The sequence below is a fragment of the Methylophilus sp. TWE2 genome (assembly GCF_001183865.1).
Lineage (GTDB): Bacteria > Pseudomonadota > Gammaproteobacteria > Burkholderiales > Methylophilaceae > Methylophilus.
On sequence record NZ_CP012020.1, the window covers coordinates 673,108 to 690,812 of the forward strand.

Here is a 17,705-nt window from a genome sequence, read left to right on the forward strand (position 1 = left end):
TTTCACCATAGACAATTTACCAGTGCAACTCCAGGCACTTACGTAAACCCATACGGGCGCGGTATAACATGACCCATGCATTGGTCGCGGTGACGCCGAGTTCCTTACATATTTCATCATTATCCATCTCGTCGACATCGCGCATGGTGAAAATGGCCGCCAGTTTCTGTGGTAAACGTTCCATGCATTGCTGTAACACTTTCAGAAACTGGGTTTGCTGCAGCGCATCATGTGGTACATCCCAGGCTTGCGGTTTTTCTGCCCAATGCCCGGTGTCATCAAAAAAATCATCCATATTGGCGTCTTCTTCACTGAGCAATTCGGACACTGGTGTTTCCCGTATCTGTTTGCGCATGCAATCAATGATTTTGTGTTTGAGAATACCGGTTAACCAAGTGCGTGGGCTGGATTGTTCGGCAAAGTTTGGATTTTTGATTGCAGCGAGCAGTGTTTCCTGCACTACGTCTTCGGCCTGATGCACGTCACGCAAGCGCGCCAGTGCAAAACGGTAAAGATAATCACCATGTTCTTTCAGCCAGTCATGCGGGTTAGATTTCATGCTGGCTATTGAAGCACAGTTTGCCCCACGACGGAATATTCAGGCCGTCGATATTTGATCCTCTTGACTTGTTGCATCCCTATTTTACAAAATGATGCGGTTGCGCAAAGAGGTGATGCTTTCAGAACTTCCTGTCAGCCATGCATGGGCGGTTAATCTTCCGCAGGCATAAAGTTTGCCAATAAATCCACATCCTGCGAGATAATCAAATACATTCATACCATCTCCAGACTGCATATGATTAATACCAACCAGATTGCGCGTATTGCCCTGATTACTCTCCTGATCATCGGCTGCGTATTTGTTTTGCATCCTTTTATGGCTGCGGTGTTATTTGCAGCGGTACTCTGCGTGTTTACCTGGCCGTTATATCATCGTATCTGGTTGCAATTAGGCAGGCGTGATGCCTTGGCCGCTGTGATAATGACTTTGTTCCTGCTGCTCGCGTTGATTCTGCCGATGGCCTATCTTGCTGTGCATCTGACCGATTCAGCCACACTCTTACTGAATGAGGCGCGGCTTTTCCTACAGAGCCTGCCGTCACGCGCGCCCCCTTGGGTGGCGCGCATCCCTGTGATAGGGACGCAGCTTGCTGACGCATGGCAAAGTGCATTGTTAAGCAATGAAGCCTTGATGCGGATGACGCATCAATATGCCGTGCCTTTGCGCAGTTATTTGTTGCGAGCAGTACAGTTGGTGATGAGCGGTTTTATGCAATTGTTACTCGTTGTGTTCATTGCTTTCTTTTTTTACCGCGATGGTGCTCGCATGGCCAACGCTGTCAAGGCGATGGTCAGGCGGCTGGGAGGTGCCTTGGGTGAGGAAATGCTGCAATTGTCTTGCATGACAGTCAAAGGTGTGATGCTGGGTATATTTGGGACGGCATTAGCACAATCCACTGTGGCTCTCTTTGGTTTTTGGCTTGCGGGGGCACCGATGCCTTTGCTGTTGGCTATGGCGACCTTTTTTCTGTCAGTCGTGCCTGTGGGCCCGCCTTTGGTTTGGGGCGGGGCTGCGCTATGGCTGTTTAGCCATGGCGAATCAGGCTGGGCGATATTTTTAGGGTTTTATGGCTTGCTGGTGATTAGTAGTGTGGATAATGTCATCAAGCCTATTCTTATTAGCCATTCTTCACATTTGCCCATGCTGTTGGTTGTACTAGGGGTACTGGGTGGCGCGCTCGCGTTTGGTTTTATTGGAATTTTTCTGGGACCAACTTTATTAGCGGTGGGTTTGACGCTTGTTTCACATTGGGTAGCCTTGCAAAACAAGCATGCAGATGACGTAGAGATTGCGTCAAGCTAACAGGCTTTGCGTTTGATAAGCCAATCGTGGCAAGACATGGCCTTATTTGTGTGGCTTGATGTTGGCGCGCTGTTCTATCAAGCTTAAATAATGTGCCGCATCCAGTCCTGTCTGATTACGCTGTGCCAGCCAGATAGTTTCAGCCAGGCATTCCAGCAGGGCATGCTGCGCTCCATGCTCTTCCTGGAAGTGTGTACACAGCTTGCCATAAGCCTGTGTAATGCCTGTCGGCTGGTTGATGCTGATTTGCTCTTGGATGGAGAGATGCAAGCTCATATGTAAAAATGGGTTGGTTTCGCCCATTTCCGGGTAATAAGCTTGCTGCAAGTAATGTTCCGGCTGATCAAGGATACTGTGATATTCAGGATGCATATGCATGATGCCGACAGCCATTTTCTCGAGCTCGGTCAGTGTTTTCTGTTGCTTGAACTTCGCCCAGGCATCAAAGAAAAACTGGCGTACTTCATCACGGCTAGGATTGAACAAGGCCATACTCAAACTCCTGCCGGTGGCGGAACCGGATGTATTTGTTTGTCGTGAAATTCGCACAAGTCGGCAATGCAGCATTCCCCGCATTTTGGGTTGCGGGCCACGCAGGTGTAACGGCCATGCAAAATCAGTAAGTGGTGGGCATCTTTCAAAAACTGCTTGGGAGTGGTGCTTAAAAAACGTTTTTCCACCTCCAGCACATTTTTCCCTGGCGCCAGTTTGGTGCGGTTGCCCACGCGGAACAAATGCGTATCAACGGCAATGGTCGGCTGGCCAAACGCGGTATTGAGGATGACATTAGCTGTTTTGCGTCCAACGCCAGCTAACGCTTCCAGCGCCTCACGGTTATCTGGCACTTCGCCGCCATGCAGAGTAATCAATTGCTGGCAGCATTTGAGAACATTGTTGGCTTTGGCATGGTAAAGACCTATGGTCTTGATGTAACTTTCAAGACCTGCCAGCCCCAAATCCAGGATAGCCTGCGGTGTGTTGGCCACCTTGAACAATTGACGGGTGGCGATATTGACACCTTTGTCTGTCGCCTGAGCAGACAGGATGACGGCAATCAGTAATTCGAACGTGGAGCTATGCTCCAGCTCAGTGGTCGGGTTGGGGATGGCTTTGGCCAGCCGCTCAAATATCGCCAGTCTTTTTTGTGCATTCATAAAACGGTTTCAATCATAGGTCACAGGGTCAACCTGTCTTTTGCGCTTTGACGCGCGCCATGGCTGCGGCAATGGCATTTTTCTTGAGCACCTCGGTTGAGGGTGTCTCGGTCGTAACAATCGTCTGGTTGCGTTTGCTGTAGGTTTGGGCGGTCTTCTGTTTTTCAAGGGCAAGGCGAGAAAGGCGTTGCTGGTGGCGTTGTCTTGCTAGCGCGGCTTCAGCTTCATTCATGGCGGTAGGTCGGCCGGGAATCGTTTGCATCTCTATGCAGTCCACCGGGCAGGGCGGTAAACATAGCTCACAGCCAGTGCATTCCTGAGAAATCACTGTATGCATCAGTTTGGATGCGCCCAAAATGGCATCAACGGGACAGGCCTGAATGCACAGGGTGCAGCCTATGCATGTTTCCTCATCAATCAAGGCCACTGCTTTGGGTTTGGTCATGCCGTGGGCCGGATTTAATGCCTGGAAAGGACGTTGCAGTAATTTGGCAAGCGCATGAATGCCAGCTTCTCCTCCAGGCGGGCATTGGTTGATATTGGCCTCTCCGCGGACGATCGCTTCAGCATAAGGTTTGCATCCCTCGTAACCGCATTGGCGGCATTGAGTTTGCGGTAATGCCGCATCTATCTTTGCAATGAGGTCGACAAATCGTTCTGGCAGCTCAGGCGCAGTCTCTTCGACTTCAATCATGTGATCGCGGTGAGTCGTCTGCATTGGATCCTGGCTAAATAGCCGTTTAAGATAGGTTGCTAAGAGTTTTATTATAACCGAAACCTTGCTTTTTCTTTGGCCGGGAGCGAGGTGGAAAAAGCCTGCCGCAGCAGGACGCCAGTGATTTTACCGCCGTCTTGCGCTTGTATCCGTCCCGATACAGCAAGTAGGAGCGTTCTTTGGCGTTAGACCGGATAATCAGTTAAAATATTCGCTTTATTCTTAAAGATGGCGCTAGGTATGTTAACGGGCAGTTTGGTCGCAATCGTGACCCCCATGTTTGAAGATGGACGTTTGGATCTGGACGCCCTCAAAAAGCTGGTCGACTTTCATGTAGAGGCAGGGACGGATGGCATTGTCATCGTTGGCACGACCGGCGAGTCGCCCACGGTGGATGTGGATGAGCACTGCTTGCTGATCAAAACTACCGTTGAGCATGTTGCCAAACGCGTGCCAGTCATTGCCGGTACTGGCGCAAACTCCACTGCTGAAGCCATTGAACTGACTGCCAAAGCCAAGGCAGTCGGCGCAGATGCGTGTCTGCTGGTGGCACCGTATTACAACAAGCCCTCCCAAGAGGGCTTGTATCAGCACTTTAAAGCCGTGGCTGAGGCGGTCGATATCCCGCAAATTCTCTATAATGTGCCAGGCCGCACCGGTTGCGACTTGTCGAATGACACCGTATTGCGCCTGGCGCAGATTCGCAACATTGTCGGGATTAAGGATGCGACAGGCGGGATTGAGCGCGGGACCGATTTGCTGTTGCGTGCACCAGCGGAGTTCGCCATATACAGCGGGGATGATGCCACTGCGCTGGCCCTGATGTTATTGGGGGGGAAAGGCGTGATTTCGGTTACGGCCAATGTCGCGCCCAAATTAATGCACGAAATGTGCGAGCATGCTTTGAATGGCAACCTGGCCGCAGCCAAAGCGGCCAATGCCAAACTGTTTGCATTGCACCAGAAGTTGTTTGTAGAAGCGAACCCGATTCCAGTGAAATGGGTATTACAACAAATGGGAATGATTGCCACCGGCATCCGTTTGCCGCTGGTCAATTTATCCAGCCAATATCATGAAGTATTGCGCAATGCCATGAAGCAGGCAGAAATTGCCGCTTGATCGGCTAAAACTAATTTAGGGTGAAACAAGTGAAATACATGAGTCATGTTTGGTTACAACGTGTGGTGCTGGCCAGTCTGGTCACAGCGCTTTCAGCGTGCGATTCCATCCCGTTTATTGATAATAGTTCTGACTACAAGGGCGCAGGTCGCTCCAGGCCACTTGAAGTGCCGCCAGACCTGACCGCGATGCGTACCAGCAGTACTTACAATGTGCCTGGCAGCACCAGTTACTCAGCCTATAGCCAGAACCAGGAAGTGCAAGAGCAGAATGGTCCACAACCTGTGCTGGCAGACATGAAAAACGTGCGCATGGTGAAAGCAGGCCAGCAGCGCTGGCTGGTGGTGAATGCGCCTCCGGAAAAAATCTGGCCGATTGTACGTGATTTCTGGCTGGATCAAGGCTTTGCTGTCAGGGTAGAGAATCCTGAGCTTGGCGTGATTGAAACCGAGTGGTTGCAGTCTGATGCCATCAAGCCCAAGGAAGATAACCGTGGCTATGGTGAAAAGTTTGATGCCTGGCTGGATAAACTTTCTGGTTTTGCCGATAGGCGTAAATTCCGCACGCGTCTGGAACGTGGGGAGAAAGACGGCACCACCGAAATCTATATGACGCACCGTACTGTCGCCGGTGCACCGGATGATGGCAAAAATTATGTGCAGACCCAATTGGGTGTCATTGATACTGGTTATCGCCCCAACGCGGCTGAGAACAAGAACAATGCCGGACAGGAGTTTGATGCTGACCTGGACGCAGAATTACTCCGCCGCATGATGGTGAAATTAGGTCTGGATGAGCAGAAAGCAGACCAGGTGATGGCGCAATCTGCTTCAGACAAGCGTGCAGATGTGGTCAAGGAGTCTGACCAGAGCGTCACCTTGAAGTTGAACGAGCCGTTTGACCGTGCCTGGCGCCGTGTTGGCCTGGCCTTGGATCGTATTGGTTTTGTGACCGAAGACAAAAACCGTTCCGAGGGCATTTTCTACGTACGCTATGCAGACACGGATGCAGAAGACCCGATCAAGCAGAAGAAAGGATTACTGGAACGCCTGAAGTTCTGGGGTAGCGATGATGATGAGAAAAGTACTACCCCGGCGGATGTGAAGCCCGGCGACAAGACCAAGTTCTGGAAAGGAACATCTGACGGGGATAAATCCAGCAAACAGTATCATATCCAGGTACTGGAAAATGCAGATGACACCACTGATGTTTATGTGTTGACCCCTGAAAATAAACGCAACACCTCCACCACGGCCAACCGCATTATTTCACTGCTCTATGATCAGTTGAAGTAAACGGAGCAAGCTGTGCGATTCGCATCACTAGGCAGTGGCAGTGCAGGTAATGCCACTGTGGTAGAAGCCGGGGAAACCCGGCTTTTGCTTGATTGTGGCTTTAGCGTCAAAGAAACGGTGCAACGCCTTGCGCGGTTGCAGTTACAGCCTGAGCAGTTGACGGGTATCCTTGTGACGCATGAACATGATGACCACGCACGTGGTGTGTTCAAACTGGCCGCACGCTATCAAATCCCGGTCTGGCTCACGCACGGGACGTACAGCATGTGCCAGCGTTATTTGCCATCACAGGCCATCAATATTCATATCATAGATGCACATACCACGTTTGCACTGCATGAGATTGAGGTTCAGCCTTATCCGGTGCCGCACGATGCGCGGGAGCCTGCCCAATTCGTGTTCGGGGACGGCAATCATAAGCTGGGCGTGTTGACGGATGTAGGGAGTGTTACGCCACATATTGTGATGATATTACAAGGGTGTGATGGGTTGCTGCTGGAATGTAATCATGACCTGGAGATGCTGCGTACTGGACCCTATGCACATTCACTCAAGAAGCGGGTAGGCGGCTGGTTAGGGCATCTGGATAACCAGACGAGTGCGCAGTTATTAAGCCAGCTGGACAATAGCAAGCTCAAACATCTGGTGGCAGCGCACCTGAGCGAGAAAAATAATACGCCTGCTTTGGCAAAGCAGGCGTTGAGTGAGGTGTTGCAGTGCGCGAGTGAGTGGGTGCAAATTGCCAGTCAGCAAGAAGGGCTGGGCTGGCGTTCTTTACAACCCACCTAGTTGTTTAATCCAGCACCGTAATTTCTTCTGATAAGCGGATGATGCGCTCTACCGGTGTCACCCAGACAATGCCATCACCGACATTGCCAGTATGCGCCACTTCAGTAATGGTTTGTAATATGCCCTCTACCAATTCATCCGGCACCACCATGTACAGGTAGACTTTAGGACTGTAGTCCGTCAACTCCTCCCGTACGCCGATACTGGGTTTTTGCAAGTGTGGGCCACAACCTTCCATTTTGTTGACTGACATGCCGGGAAAACCCTTGATATTCCGCAGGGCCGAGCGAATTTTAGGCAGTCTCGCAGGTTGTATGACGGCTTTAATTTCTTTCATATAAAGTGTCCTTAGCGCTTTGAATATCGGCAATCATGGATTATGCCTCTATTCTGCTTTCTTCAAACTTACGGTACAAGGTCGGCACCACGATTAATGTCAGCAAGGTAGACGTAATCAAGCCACCAATCACGACAATTGCCAATGGGCGCTGCACTTCGGAACCTGGCCCTGTGGCAAACAGGAACGGCACCAGACCCAACATCGCCACTGTCGCCGTCATCATCACTGGTCGGAAACGTTGGGCACAGCCTTTGCGGATAGCCTCTAGCTGATCCAGGCCTTCTTCGCGTAGCGTGCGGATATACGATACCAGCACGACGGCATTGAGTACGGCGATCCCCCACAAGGCAATGAAACCCACGGAGGCAGGCACTGACAAATATTCACCTGTCACGAATAAGGCAATCACGCCGCCGATAGAGGCAAAAGGCAGCACCAGAATAATCATGGTGGCAAAGCGTATCGACTGGAACAGCAAGAACAGCAAGAAGAAAATCGCTGCAATCGTCACTGGAATAATAATCATCAGGTGGCCCATGGCACGTTCCATGTTCTGGAACTGGCCGCCATATTCCAGGTAGTAACCATCAGGCAACTGCAGGCGCTGATCAAGCACTTGTTGCAGTTCAGCAACGAAGCCGCCCAGGTCGCGATCTTTCACGTTCACACCAATCACAATCCTGCGCTTGGCCAGTTCGCGGCTGATCTGTGCCGGCCCGTCCTTGACCTCAATATCTGCCACATCATCCAATGCCACGCGGGAACCATTCGGTGAAGTCAGCATGATATTGCGGATAGCTTCTTCATTGTTACGGAAAGACTCCGGATAACGAACTGCCGCCGAGAATCGGCGCTGACCTTCGAAAATCTCGGTAGCAATCTTGCCGCCAATCGCTGTTTCAACGATATCGTGCACATCGGCAGTGTTAATGCCATGACGGGCAATGGCCTGGCGGTCAATGGTAATATTCAGGTATTGCTGCCCTGATACCTTTTCCACCTTGATTTCGGTGGCGCCTTTTACCGTACCAGCAATCCTGGCAATTTCGTCTGCTTTTTGTTTCAGTGTATCCAGGTCTTCACCAAAGATCTTGACTGCCACATCGGCACGAACCCCAGTCAGCAACTCATCCACGCGGTCAGAAATCGGCTGCGCCATGATGATTTGTACACCGGGGATGTATTTCTCCAGCACTGCACGCATCTTCTCGGCAATGTCATCCTGCGTCCAACCTTCCGGCCATTCTTCACGGGGTTTCAGGCTGATGATAGGCGTGGATTCGTTTTGTGCCTGCGCGTCCGCCGGGCTTTCGCCGCGACCAAGACCAGAGATGGCAGATTTCACGCCTGGCACTTGCTCCATGATTAGCTTCATCGCCTTGTTTTCCATTTTCATGGACTCTTCCAGCGAAATATTGGGCACACGGTTAATCCCCGGTACGATAGAACCTTCTTTCATTTCCGGGATAAAGGAAGTACCCAGGAACGGGAACAGGGCAATCGTGCCAATAAAAAACAGTGCCGAGAAAGTAATCGTTTTCTTCTCGTTTTTGAGCACCCAGTTCAAGGCCGACAGGTAGGGTTTCTTTATAGTCTGTATCAACTTGGTATCTTCACCGCTACCCCCTTTTAATACATAAGAGCACAGCGCAGGGGTCATGGTCAGCGACAAGACCAGCGAGACAAACAAGGCGATGGCAATGGTGTATGCCAAAGGCGCAAACATTTTGCCTTCCATGCCTTCCAATGTCATCAATGGCAAGAACACCAGGATAATGATGCCTACGCCAAATAACACTGGGGTTGCCACTTCACTGGCGGCCTCTAGCACAACGCGGATTTTGCTCTCGTCCTTGCGGTGACCCAAATGGTGAAAAGCATTTTCAACCACCACCACAGAACCGTCCACCATCAAGCCAATGGCAATCGCCAGCCCGCCCAAGGACATCAGGTTGGCTGAAATACCGTAATGGTTCATCACCATAAAGGTAATCAGTGGCGTCAGCACCAGGGTGCCCACCACAATCAGGCTGGAACGCACATCGCCGAGGAAAAGGAACAGAATCACAATCACCAAAATAATGCCTTCAATCAGCACCTTGGTCACGGTGTGCAGCGCTGCATCGACCAGTTCACTACGATCGTAATAAGGCACAATTTGCAGGCCATGTGGCAACATGCCTTTACTGTTGATTTCTTCTACCCGTGTCTTGATACGGCTGACAACTTCCTTGGCGTTACCGCCGCGCATCATGATCACAATCCCGCCAACCGATTCGGTGTCGCCGTTTTTCAGGACGACGCCGACACGCACCTCGTGGCCGATGGTGACTTCTGCTACATCACGGATGTAGACCGGGATGCCATTTTCTTCTTTGAGCACCATATTGCGGATATCGTCCAGGTTTTGCACCAGGCCCACACCCCGGATCAAGTATTGCTCTGCATAATGCGGAAGAATACCGCCGCCGCTATTGGCGTTGTTGCGCGCCAAGGCTTCATACACATCTTTTAGCTTGATGGAGAAATGCGTCATCCGATCCGGATTGACCAGTACCTGGTACTGTTTGACATAGCCGCCTTGAGAGTTGATCTCGGCCACGCCAGGAATGCCGCGCAGCAAGGGGCGCACAACCCAATCCTGGATAGCGCGTCTTTCTGTCAGATCTTCCCGCGTTAGCTCTTTCTTGCCATCACCAGGTTTGTCCAGCGTGAATTGATAGACTTCGCCGAGACCGGTAGAGACAGGACCAAGGATAGGTGTGACGCCTTGCGGCATACGCTCCATCACTTCCATCAGGCGTTCCATCACCAGTTGCCGGGCAAAATAGACATCGGTGCTGTCCGTAAATACCAGCGTAATCAGTGATAAGGCATTTTTGTTTACCGAGCGCATTTCAGTCAGGCCGGGCAGGCCAGTCATGGCGATTTCCAGCGGGACGGTAATGAAACGTTCTACTTCTTCAGGGGATTTTCCGGTTGCCTGCGTCGCAATCATGACTTGGACGTTGGTCACATCCGGAAATGCATCGACGGACAGTTTTTTAACCGCAAATAAACCGGCGCCGATCAGGGCGATGGCAATTACCAGCACAATGAGGCGCTGCTTGAGAGCGCCTCTAATCATCGATTCAATCATGCTTTACTCCATTTCTTTGCGCTTACGCTCGTTATTGACGTGAAAAGCGCCATCCAGCACGATTTGATCACCTGGTTGCAAGCCTTGCAGAACTTCCCTCTGGCCCTCGTAGGAGCGTCCCAGTGTGACGGGTATCAGTTTGTATTGCGTGGGTTTCATGGTTTGCACAAACACATGGTCTGCATTGTTTTCACGCACCACGGCCGTCGCAGGCACTGCAACCACTTTTTCCGGTTTGGCTTCAAGCAGGATAGTAATCAACATGTCAGGCTTGAGCAGCATTTTATTGTTGCTGATATTGGCACGTGCCATCACTGTACGTGTGGCCGGGTTCACAATATCGCCCACAAATGCCAAGGTGCCAGTCAGTTCGGCATCATTCAGCGCAGGGACCTCGATATTAATGCTTTGGCCTTCGCTGATATGGGCAATCTGTTGCTCTGGAATTTCGGCTACAGCCCACACATGCGACAAATCCGCAATCACAAATAATTCTTCTGCCGGGGCCACAACCTGGCCCAGGCGAGCCTTGCGTTCAATCACCGTCCCGGTGATTTTGGAGTTGACCTGGCTAGTAGACATGCCACTATTGGCCAGGCCTAGCTGAGAGATGCTGTTGGGCGCCATGCCCAACACCAGCAACTGGTCACGGGCGGCATTTAGTTCTGCATTGGCTGCGTTCAGCTCGCCTTCTCGACGTTGTAATTCAGCCTGGCTGATGACATCCGCTTCCAGCAACTGTTTTGCACGATCAACGGCTTTTTTATGTAATTGCATCTGTTGGCTGGCTTTAATATAGCTTAATTGGTATTGCGCCAGCTCAGTGCTTTTGATCGTTGCCAGGCGTTGGCCCGCTTTGACTTCGTCGCCGAGGTTCACATCCAGCGTGCTGATACGGCCAGTAATGGACGCGCCAGCGCGGGACTCAAATTGTTCATCGACCTGGATGCGGCCAGGAATGCGTAGCGTATCCACAAACTGTATTTCAGTCACAGGGCCGGTTTTTACGTTGGCTTGTAGTTCTTTGGTCAAGGTGACTAGGCTAGGGTCGACGACTTCTTTCGTTTCTGGTGCCGGCGCTGGTTTTTCGGAGCACGCCGTAGACATGACGGCCAGTGCGGCAGTTAACAAGGTTGAAAATAACACGCGAGACATCACCATCCCCTTAAGGTTGAACCAAATCAGAACCGATGAAACGTTCGATTTGCAATACACTGAAAAAATAATCGAATTTAGCAATCAGATAGTCCCGTTTGACATCACGATTGACGCGTTGCGCATCCAGGTATTCCAGGATGCCGCGTTCTCCGAATTTATAAGCGGCTTCTGCACGACTCAAGGTCGCTTGTGATTGCTCCAGCAGGCCATTTTCAAATACTTTGAGCTGGTTACTTGCGATCACGTTACGTTGGTATGCGCTATCGATCTCTTTGCGCAATACCTGTTTTTGCAGGCGAATATTGGCATCTGCTTCTTCTACCCCGGCAGCGGCCTGGGCAATCTGGCCTTCACGACGGTTCCAGACTGGTAATGGCAGCACAACACCAAGCCGGAACGTATTCAGGTCTGGATCCTGGGTAAAGTCTGACTTCAAAGTCAGACCCGGAAAACGCAAGGCCTGCTCAAGCTTGAGTTTGGCTTCAGCACTGTCTTTCGCTGTGATGAGTTGCTGCAAATAAGGATTGTTCTCGGCAGATTGCCGTAACTCTGTAATGTTAGGCAATTCAGAAATGGTAGGGAGTTCAGATTTGACCTCAAAGGTGTCAGGCATATTGCCTATCATGCCGCGTAAAATCGCCTTGGCTTCATCAATACGTGTTTGCGCGCTGGCGTAATCCCGCTCTGCTGCCAGCAATTCAGTATCGGCCTTGATGAGCTCGTATCTGGCCGCTTCGCCTACCTCAACCTTGCGTTTGATTTTGGTTTGAATTTCCTGCAAGACACTCAGGTTGGCGCCTAGCATTTGCAAAATCTGCTGACGCAGCAGAACGGTTAAGTAGGCTTGCTTGATCAGATTACGCAAGTCGAAGCTGGTAGTTTGTATGCCTTTTTCTGCGTAGGTTAATTGTTGCTCGGCTAGCTCACGGCGGGAAGTGCGAGTGCCGGGAAAGTCCAGGGGTTGTGAAATAGTGACACCATAGTTTCTTTCGGTGGCGCCTGGCGTTGGCACGCCGCGGTATCTGGCCGGGCCAGCCATCAACTCAAGGTCAGGGTTGTAGAAAGACCTTGCAACGGTGATGCCCGCAGCTGCGGCTTCAACTTGTGCTTTGCTGACCGCCATCATGGGGTTTTCGGCGACAGCTTTATCTAGCAGTGTTTTTAGGTCGAAAGTGACTTCGGCAAAGGCAAGTGAGGGCACGCAACAACATAGCCACATTAGCTTGCGCGCTGTTCGCCAGCGGGTCTTACTCAACATAATAATCCTTCTGCGATGACTGTATGCCTATCATGACACAGTCACCTTAATTAATAATTAAAATGATACACAGGCAACCAAACATGCCTGTATGTGCAAGGATTGTTAGAGGATTTGGGGCGGCCGGTCTAGCCAGAAAGCAAACAGGGGATGGTAATCAGGTAGCTGATGTTCCGGAATGTGATTGCTGGTACGTTGTACGGGGTAGCTGAAAGCCGGTAACAGAATTTTGTCTACATCGACTTCTGCAATTTCGAGCATATCGATGCTGTTGCTGACATCACCAAAATCTGCCGTCAACATATCATCTGCGGCATTGGATAACATCGTTGCACTGGTGCTGCTCTGTAATAGCGATGTAGTGACTACGGGTTCCGCTGCAGTGGTCTGCAAGGCGAATACCAAACACAATAAATGTAATAGATAAAAAATTTTTTGCATGTACAAAATCATGACTGACCGGCATTGCTGGAGTTAGCAATTAACGTACCAGAGATGAATATATGCGTAACGTGTTGATTTTACACTAAACGATAATATATTGATACCCATATTCGTTGGGTTCTCGCCAAAGAGTGCACGCATTTTGTGCACTCTTTGGCGAGGTTTTATTGCAGAGTGAAGATTACGCGGAAATCGTTTCTTCTTTAAAAATCAGTTGAATCTGATCCTTATCGTCGATATCGATGTGTACGTGCCCACCATCACTCAAACGGCCGAACAGCAATTCATCTGCTAATGCTTTACGGATGGTGTCCTGAATCAGTCTAGCCATCGGACGTGCACCCATGAGTGGGTCAAATCCTTTTCTACCCAGGTAGGCCTTGAGTTCATCACTGAATGTGACATCGACTTTTTTCTCGTGCAACTGATCTTCAAGCTGCATGAGGAACTTGTCGACCACGCGCAAGATGACTTCCTGGTTAAGTGCGCCGAATGAAACGGTCGCATCCAAACGGTTACGGAATTCAGGACTGAACAATCGTTTCAGATCGGCCGCTTCGTCAGTCACATCCTTGCTGTTAGTAAAGCCTATGCTAGCTTTAGACAGGTTCTCTGCGCCGGCATTGGTCGTCATGATAATGGTCACATTGCGGAAATCCGCTTTGCGGCCGTTGTTATCGGTCAGCGTACCATGGTCCATCACTTGCAGCAGGATATTGAAAATATCCGGATGGGCCTTCTCAATTTCGTCCAGCAGCAAGACGCAATAAGGTTGCTTGGTCACTGCTTCCGTTAGCAGGCCACCCTGGTCAAAGCCCACATAGCCTGGAGGCGCACCAATCAAACGCGATACCGCATGACGCTCCATGTATTCGGACATATCAAAGCGAAGCAATTCAATGCCCAGGATATAAGCCAGTTGTTTGGCAACCTCGGTTTTACCCACGCCGGTTGGGCCTGCGAACAGGAAACTACCAATAGGCTTGTTGCCATTGCCCAGGCCGCTACGCGCCATTTTCACAGCAGACGCCAGCACTTCAATCGCCTTGTCCTGACCAAACACCACGGCTTTGAGGTCGCGTTCCAGGGTTTTCAGGGCATTGCGGTCATCGGTGGAAATATTTTTGGGCGGAATGCGCGCAATCTTGGCAATGATTTCTTCAATCTCTTTATTGCCAATCACTTTCTTCTGCTTGCTCTTGGGCAGAATGCGTTGTGCTGCACCTGCTTCATCAATCACATCAATCGCCTTGTCTGGCAAATGACGGTCATTGATGTATTTAGCAGATAATTCAGCAGCAACGGTCAAGGCACTGGCGCTATATTTCACGCTGTGGTGCTCTTCAAACTTAGCTTTCAGACCTTTGAGGATCTCAATGGTTTCGGCTACGCTTGGTTCTTGCACGTCGATTTTCTGGAAACGGCGTGACAAAGCATGGTCTTTTTCAAAGATGCCACGGTATTCCTGGTAAGTCGTCGCACCTATGCATTTGAGTGAGCCGTTTGATAAGGCCGGTTTCAGCAAGTTGCTTGCATCCAAGGTACCGCCACTGGCGGAACCTGCGCCAATCAGGGTATGAATTTCGTCAATAAACAAAATGGCATCTGGTTTTTCGGCCAGTTGTTTCATGACGGCTTTTAAGCGTTGTTCAAAGTCGCCGCGGTATTTGGTCCCGGCCAATAGTGCACCCATGTCGAGCGAGTAGACAGTCGCATTTTCCAATACTTCAGGAATGTCGTTGCTGACGATGCGCGAGGCCAAGCCTTCGGCAATCGCGGTTTTACCCACGCCAGCTTCACCCACCAGTAAAGGATTATTTTTGCGGCGGCGGCACAGGGTCTGGATCACACGTTCCAATTCCAGACCACGGCCAATCAGCGGATCAATCTTGCCTGCCAGCACCTGTGCGTTCAAGTTTAAGGTGAAGTTTTCCAGAGCACCAGTACTGACGCTTTCGCCTTCAGTCTCTTGCTCGGTACTGGCAGATTTGGGTTCGTTTTCCTGAATTTTCGCCACGCCATGCGAGATGAAATTGACGACATCCAGGCGTGTCACGCCTTGTTGGTGCAGGAAAAATACGGCATGCGAGTCTTTTTCACCATAAATGGCAACCAGCACGTTGGCGCCAGTCACTTCTTTTTTACCTGAGGACTGTACATGTAGCATGGCGCGCTGGATGACGCGCTGGAAGCCCAGGGTAGGCTGGGTGTCTACCTCGTCAGAGCCGGCCACTGTAGGCGTATGTTCTTCAATATACTGGGTCAATTCACTGCGCAGTGTGTCAAATTTGGCCCCACATGCACGCAGTACCTCTGCGGCTGTCGGGTTATCCAACATAGCCAGTAATAGATGCTCAACCGTAATTAGTTCGTGACGCTTTTGTCGTGCGTCCATAAATGCCATGTGCAGGCTGACTTCAAGTTCTTGAGCAATCATGATGACTTTCCTTAATACACTACACTAAACTGCAAAACGCCTCGTTTGCAGATGTCACTGCTGCAATTTGGCAAAACCTGTCTGTTTATTGTTATCGTGCTTTTCTTCAAAAAATTCAATGCCCCAAGGTTGCTTTTTACTCAAGTTTAAATGAGCGAAGCGATCCAGAAACACTTGTTATCATGCTACCACCACAATACACCTATTTAACCAAGAGTGTACTAGTGTATTTGCCTTGTATTCTCACAATGCCTTTAAAAGCATCAAGCGGCCTCAATCACGCATTGCAAGGGGTGTTGTGCTTCGCGGGCAGACTCTAGAACCTGATGCATTTTGGTTTCTGCAATATCTTGTGGATACACACCACACACGCCCATTCCCTCGGTATGTACTTTGAGCATGATTTGCGTGGCTTGTTCACGGGACTTGTTAAAAAACCGCTCAATGACGGCCACAACAAATTCCATTGGGGTGTAGTCGTCATTGAGTAACAACACCTTGTAAAGTTCTGGAGGCTTGGGTTTGGCGACCTGGGACTCCAGAGCCAAGTCACCATCACGCTTGGGTCGAACCATAGTTTTGTATACCTGTCTTAGGACTTATTTTGCGCCTTGTATTAAAAAATTCAAGAGCGGATGCGAGAGAAATCAGGGTTTAAGGGTAAATTTTGACGCGTTTGACAACACGATCCTGTGCGTCAAGAATTTCCAACTTGTGCTCATCAATTTTAAAGCTGGTATTGGGCTCGGGGATATCCTCAAAATGCTCCAGAATTAAGCCATTCAATGTGCGTGGACCATCTGTTGGCAGAGAGAGTTTCAATTTGCGATTGAGATCGCGCAATAAGCTACTGCCATCCACTAGCCAACTGCCGTCTTCGAGCTGATGAAAGTGGCTGCCATGTTCGGGTGATTGTGTGGTGAATTCGCCCACTACTTCTTCCAGAATGTCTTCGAGTGTCAGTAGACCCTTGAATTCACCATACTCATCCACGATAAGCGCAATGCGCTCATGTCGTTTCTGGAACTGTTGTAATTGTGTGTAGAGTGGCGTGCCCGAGGGAATGTAATAGGGCAAACTCATGGCTGCCTGTAATAGAGCTTTGGTCGGCGCTTTACCTATGTGAAAGTCGCGTAGCAGTGGCAATACCTTGCGCACATGCAAAATACCCACAATATCCTCATGATCTCCCTGTCGGACTGGCAGGCGTGAATGGTGGCTACGTACCAGTTGCTCCATGATTTGGTCTATGGGTTCATCTAGGTCGATAAATTCAACCTGGGTGTGTGCGGTCATCGCATCGTCCACAATGATGTCTTCGAGATCCAGCAGGTTCAGCAGGATGGTCCGGCTTTGCGAGGGAATATATTGTCCGGCATCACTGACAATGCTGCGTAACTCTTCGGTGGTTACCGCTTGGGCCTCGCCATTGAAATTAATGCGCACACCCAGCAACTTGAGAAAGGCTTTGACAAATAAATTGACAAACCAGACGACCGGATTAAATAGCCACAATAATGGATATAACAGATAACTACTGGCGAAGCCAAGCTTTTCGGCGTGCGCGGCGGCAATCACCTTAGGAGAGATCTCACTAAACACGAGGATGGCAAAGGTGATGGCCAGTGAACCAAACATCAGTACGTAATCGCCTTCACCAAACAGGCGCTCTGAAATGACGACTTCGAGGGTAGAGGAGCCGACAATACACAGTGTATTGCCAAGCAAAATGGCGCCCAGGGTTTTGTCGGTTTGTGCAATGAGGCGGCTGGCCAGTTTGGCCCCGCGGTGGCCTTCTTTGGCCAGATGTCGCATGCGGTAGCGGTTGAGCGACATCAAACTGGTTTCGGCAATGGAGAAAAAAGCCGTGAAAGACAGCAAGAGCAGTAGCAGACCAATCTGCCAGCTTAAGGGGATATTGTCCAAAAGTGTGGGGTTAAAAACAAGAAGCCACTAGTGTACCCACCAGTGGCTAAAAATCCAAGCCTAAAAG

General features: G+C 50.3%; 17 protein-coding genes. 4 read left to right on the top strand and 13 right to left on the bottom strand.

Annotation, left to right across the window (positions count from 1 at the left end):
- Nucleotides 1–16 precede the first annotated feature (16 nt).
- Together ACJ67_RS03255 and ACJ67_RS15100 are read right to left on the bottom strand one after the other, a co-directional pair.
- Entirely contained in the window at nt 17–559 is a 543-nt protein-coding gene (locus ACJ67_RS03255) for a sigma-70 family RNA polymerase sigma factor (protein WP_049637854.1), read from the bottom strand.
- Between the two features lie 84 nt (nt 560–643).
- A complete protein-coding gene (locus ACJ67_RS15100; protein ID WP_255350787.1) occupies nt 644–778 on the bottom strand; it encodes a hypothetical protein in 135 nt (44 codons plus the stop codon).
- Between the two features lie 18 nt (nt 779–796).
- Between ACJ67_RS15100 and ACJ67_RS03260 the strand changes: the two genes are divergently transcribed.
- Nucleotides 797–1,864 carry an AI-2E family transporter gene (locus ACJ67_RS03260; protein ID WP_049637855.1) on the top strand — a complete coding sequence of 356 codons (1,068 nt, stop codon included), beginning with the start codon at nt 797–799 and terminating at the stop codon, nt 1,862–1,864.
- 42 nt (nt 1,865–1,906) lie between these two features.
- On the opposite strand, the gene ACJ67_RS03265 is transcribed toward ACJ67_RS03260, so the two are convergent.
- From ACJ67_RS03265 to ACJ67_RS03275, 3 genes are read right to left on the bottom strand one after another with little or no spacing between them, the layout of a single operon-like run.
- The gene (locus ACJ67_RS03265) at nt 1,907–2,356 is read right to left on the bottom strand and encodes a DUF1841 family protein (RefSeq protein ID WP_049637856.1); all 450 of its coding nucleotides are present in this window, start codon (nt 2,354–2,356) and stop codon (nt 1,907–1,909) included.
- A 2-nt stretch (nt 2,357–2,358) separates the two neighbouring features.
- On the bottom strand, nt 2,359–3,018 hold the full coding sequence (nth, locus tag ACJ67_RS03270; RefSeq protein WP_049637857.1) for an endonuclease III: 660 nt from the start codon (nt 3,016–3,018) through the stop codon (nt 2,359–2,361).
- 28 nt (nt 3,019–3,046) lie between these two features.
- Entirely contained in the window at nt 3,047–3,712 is a 666-nt protein-coding gene (locus ACJ67_RS03275; protein WP_049637858.1) for an RnfABCDGE type electron transport complex subunit B, read from the bottom strand.
- A gap of 261 nt (nt 3,713–3,973) precedes the next feature.
- On the opposite strand from ACJ67_RS03275, the gene dapA reads away from it, so the two are divergent.
- Genes dapA through ACJ67_RS03290 form a run of 3 tightly spaced genes read left to right on the top strand, consistent with a single transcriptional unit; the run spans nt 3,974 to nt 6,936 of the window.
- Nucleotides 3,974–4,852, top strand: coding sequence for a 4-hydroxy-tetrahydrodipicolinate synthase (gene dapA / locus ACJ67_RS03280; protein WP_049637859.1), 879 nt, complete (start codon nt 3,974–3,976; stop codon nt 4,850–4,852).
- Between the two features lie 38 nt (nt 4,853–4,890).
- On the top strand, nt 4,891–6,147 hold the full coding sequence (gene bamC / locus ACJ67_RS03285; protein ID WP_049637860.1) for an outer membrane protein assembly factor BamC: 1,257 nt from the start codon (nt 4,891–4,893) through the stop codon (nt 6,145–6,147).
- A gap of 12 nt (nt 6,148–6,159) precedes the next feature.
- Entirely contained in the window at nt 6,160–6,936 is a 777-nt protein-coding gene (locus ACJ67_RS03290; protein WP_049637861.1) for an MBL fold metallo-hydrolase, read from the top strand.
- Between the two features lie 4 nt (nt 6,937–6,940).
- On the opposite strand, the gene ACJ67_RS03295 is transcribed toward ACJ67_RS03290, so the two are convergent.
- From ACJ67_RS03295 to ACJ67_RS03330, 8 genes are all read right to left on the bottom strand, one after another.
- Entirely contained in the window at nt 6,941–7,273 is a 333-nt protein-coding gene (locus ACJ67_RS03295) for a P-II family nitrogen regulator (protein WP_018986140.1), read from the bottom strand.
- Between the two features lie 40 nt (nt 7,274–7,313).
- Nucleotides 7,314–10,415, bottom strand: coding sequence for an efflux RND transporter permease subunit (locus ACJ67_RS03300; RefSeq protein ID WP_049637862.1), 3,102 nt, complete (start codon nt 10,413–10,415; stop codon nt 7,314–7,316).
- Between the two features lie 3 nt (nt 10,416–10,418).
- Entirely contained in the window at nt 10,419–11,570 is a 1,152-nt protein-coding gene (locus tag ACJ67_RS03305; protein ID WP_049637863.1) for an efflux RND transporter periplasmic adaptor subunit, read from the bottom strand.
- 10 nt (nt 11,571–11,580) lie between these two features.
- Nucleotides 11,581–12,831: a TolC family protein gene (locus ACJ67_RS03310; protein ID WP_231587236.1), complete on the bottom strand. Its 1,251-nt coding sequence runs from the start codon at nt 12,829–12,831 to the stop codon at nt 11,581–11,583.
- Nucleotides 12,832–12,936: 105 nt separating this feature from the next.
- Nucleotides 12,937–13,272 carry a hypothetical protein gene (locus tag ACJ67_RS03315; RefSeq protein WP_049637865.1) on the bottom strand — a complete coding sequence of 112 codons (336 nt, stop codon included), beginning with the start codon at nt 13,270–13,272 and terminating at the stop codon, nt 12,937–12,939.
- Nucleotides 13,273–13,456: 184 nt separating this feature from the next.
- Nucleotides 13,457–15,712 carry an ATP-dependent Clp protease ATP-binding subunit ClpA gene (clpA, locus tag ACJ67_RS03320; RefSeq protein ID WP_049637866.1) on the bottom strand — a complete coding sequence of 752 codons (2,256 nt, stop codon included), beginning with the start codon at nt 15,710–15,712 and terminating at the stop codon, nt 13,457–13,459.
- Nucleotides 15,713–15,975: 263 nt separating this feature from the next.
- Nucleotides 15,976–16,287 (bottom strand): ATP-dependent Clp protease adapter ClpS, encoded by a 312-nt coding sequence (gene clpS / locus ACJ67_RS03325; RefSeq protein ID WP_018986133.1) that lies wholly within the window; start codon nt 16,285–16,287, stop codon nt 15,976–15,978.
- 79 nt (nt 16,288–16,366) lie between these two features.
- Nucleotides 16,367–17,638, bottom strand: a complete 1,272-nt coding sequence (locus ACJ67_RS03330; RefSeq protein WP_049637867.1) for an HlyC/CorC family transporter — start codon at nt 17,636–17,638, stop codon at nt 16,367–16,369.
- Nucleotides 17,639–17,705: the final 67 nt, after the last annotated feature.

Coding starts and splice junctions, on each gene's coding strand:
- ACJ67_RS03315 (WP_049637865.1), bottom strand. CDS start 13,272: ATGCAAAAAATTTTTTATCTATTACATTTATTGTGTTTGGTATTCGCC.
- ACJ67_RS03305 (WP_049637863.1), bottom strand. CDS start 11,570: ATGTCTCGCGTGTTATTTTCAACCTTGTTAACTGCCGCACTGGCCGTC.
- ACJ67_RS03310 (WP_231587236.1), bottom strand. CDS start 12,831: ATGTTGAGTAAGACCCGCTGGCGAACAGCGCGCAAGCTAATGTGGCTA.
- ACJ67_RS03275 (WP_049637858.1), bottom strand. CDS start 3,712: ATGATTGAAGTCGAAGAGACTGCGCCTGAGCTGCCAGAACGATTTGTC.
- ACJ67_RS03300 (WP_049637862.1), bottom strand. CDS start 10,415: ATGATTGAATCGATGATTAGAGGCGCTCTCAAGCAGCGCCTCATTGTG.
- clpS (WP_018986133.1), bottom strand. CDS start 16,287: ATGGTTCGACCCAAGCGTGATGGTGACTTGGCTCTGGAGTCCCAGGTC.
- clpA (WP_049637866.1), bottom strand. CDS start 15,712: ATGATTGCTCAAGAACTTGAAGTCAGCCTGCACATGGCATTTATGGAC.
- nth (WP_049637857.1), bottom strand. CDS start 3,018: ATGAATGCACAAAAAAGACTGGCGATATTTGAGCGGCTGGCCAAAGCC.
- ACJ67_RS03295 (WP_018986140.1), bottom strand. CDS start 7,273: ATGAAAGAAATTAAAGCCGTCATACAACCTGCGAGACTGCCTAAAATT.
- bamC (WP_049637860.1), top strand. CDS start 4,891: ATGAGTCATGTTTGGTTACAACGTGTGGTGCTGGCCAGTCTGGTCACA.
- ACJ67_RS03255 (WP_049637854.1), bottom strand. CDS start 559: ATGAAATCTAACCCGCATGACTGGCTGAAAGAACATGGTGATTATCTT.
- ACJ67_RS03265 (WP_049637856.1), bottom strand. CDS start 2,356: ATGGCCTTGTTCAATCCTAGCCGTGATGAAGTACGCCAGTTTTTCTTT.
- ACJ67_RS03260 (WP_049637855.1), top strand. CDS start 797: ATGATTAATACCAACCAGATTGCGCGTATTGCCCTGATTACTCTCCTG.
- dapA (WP_049637859.1), top strand. CDS start 3,974: ATGTTAACGGGCAGTTTGGTCGCAATCGTGACCCCCATGTTTGAAGAT.
- ACJ67_RS15100 (WP_255350787.1), bottom strand. CDS start 778: ATGAATGTATTTGATTATCTCGCAGGATGTGGATTTATTGGCAAACTT.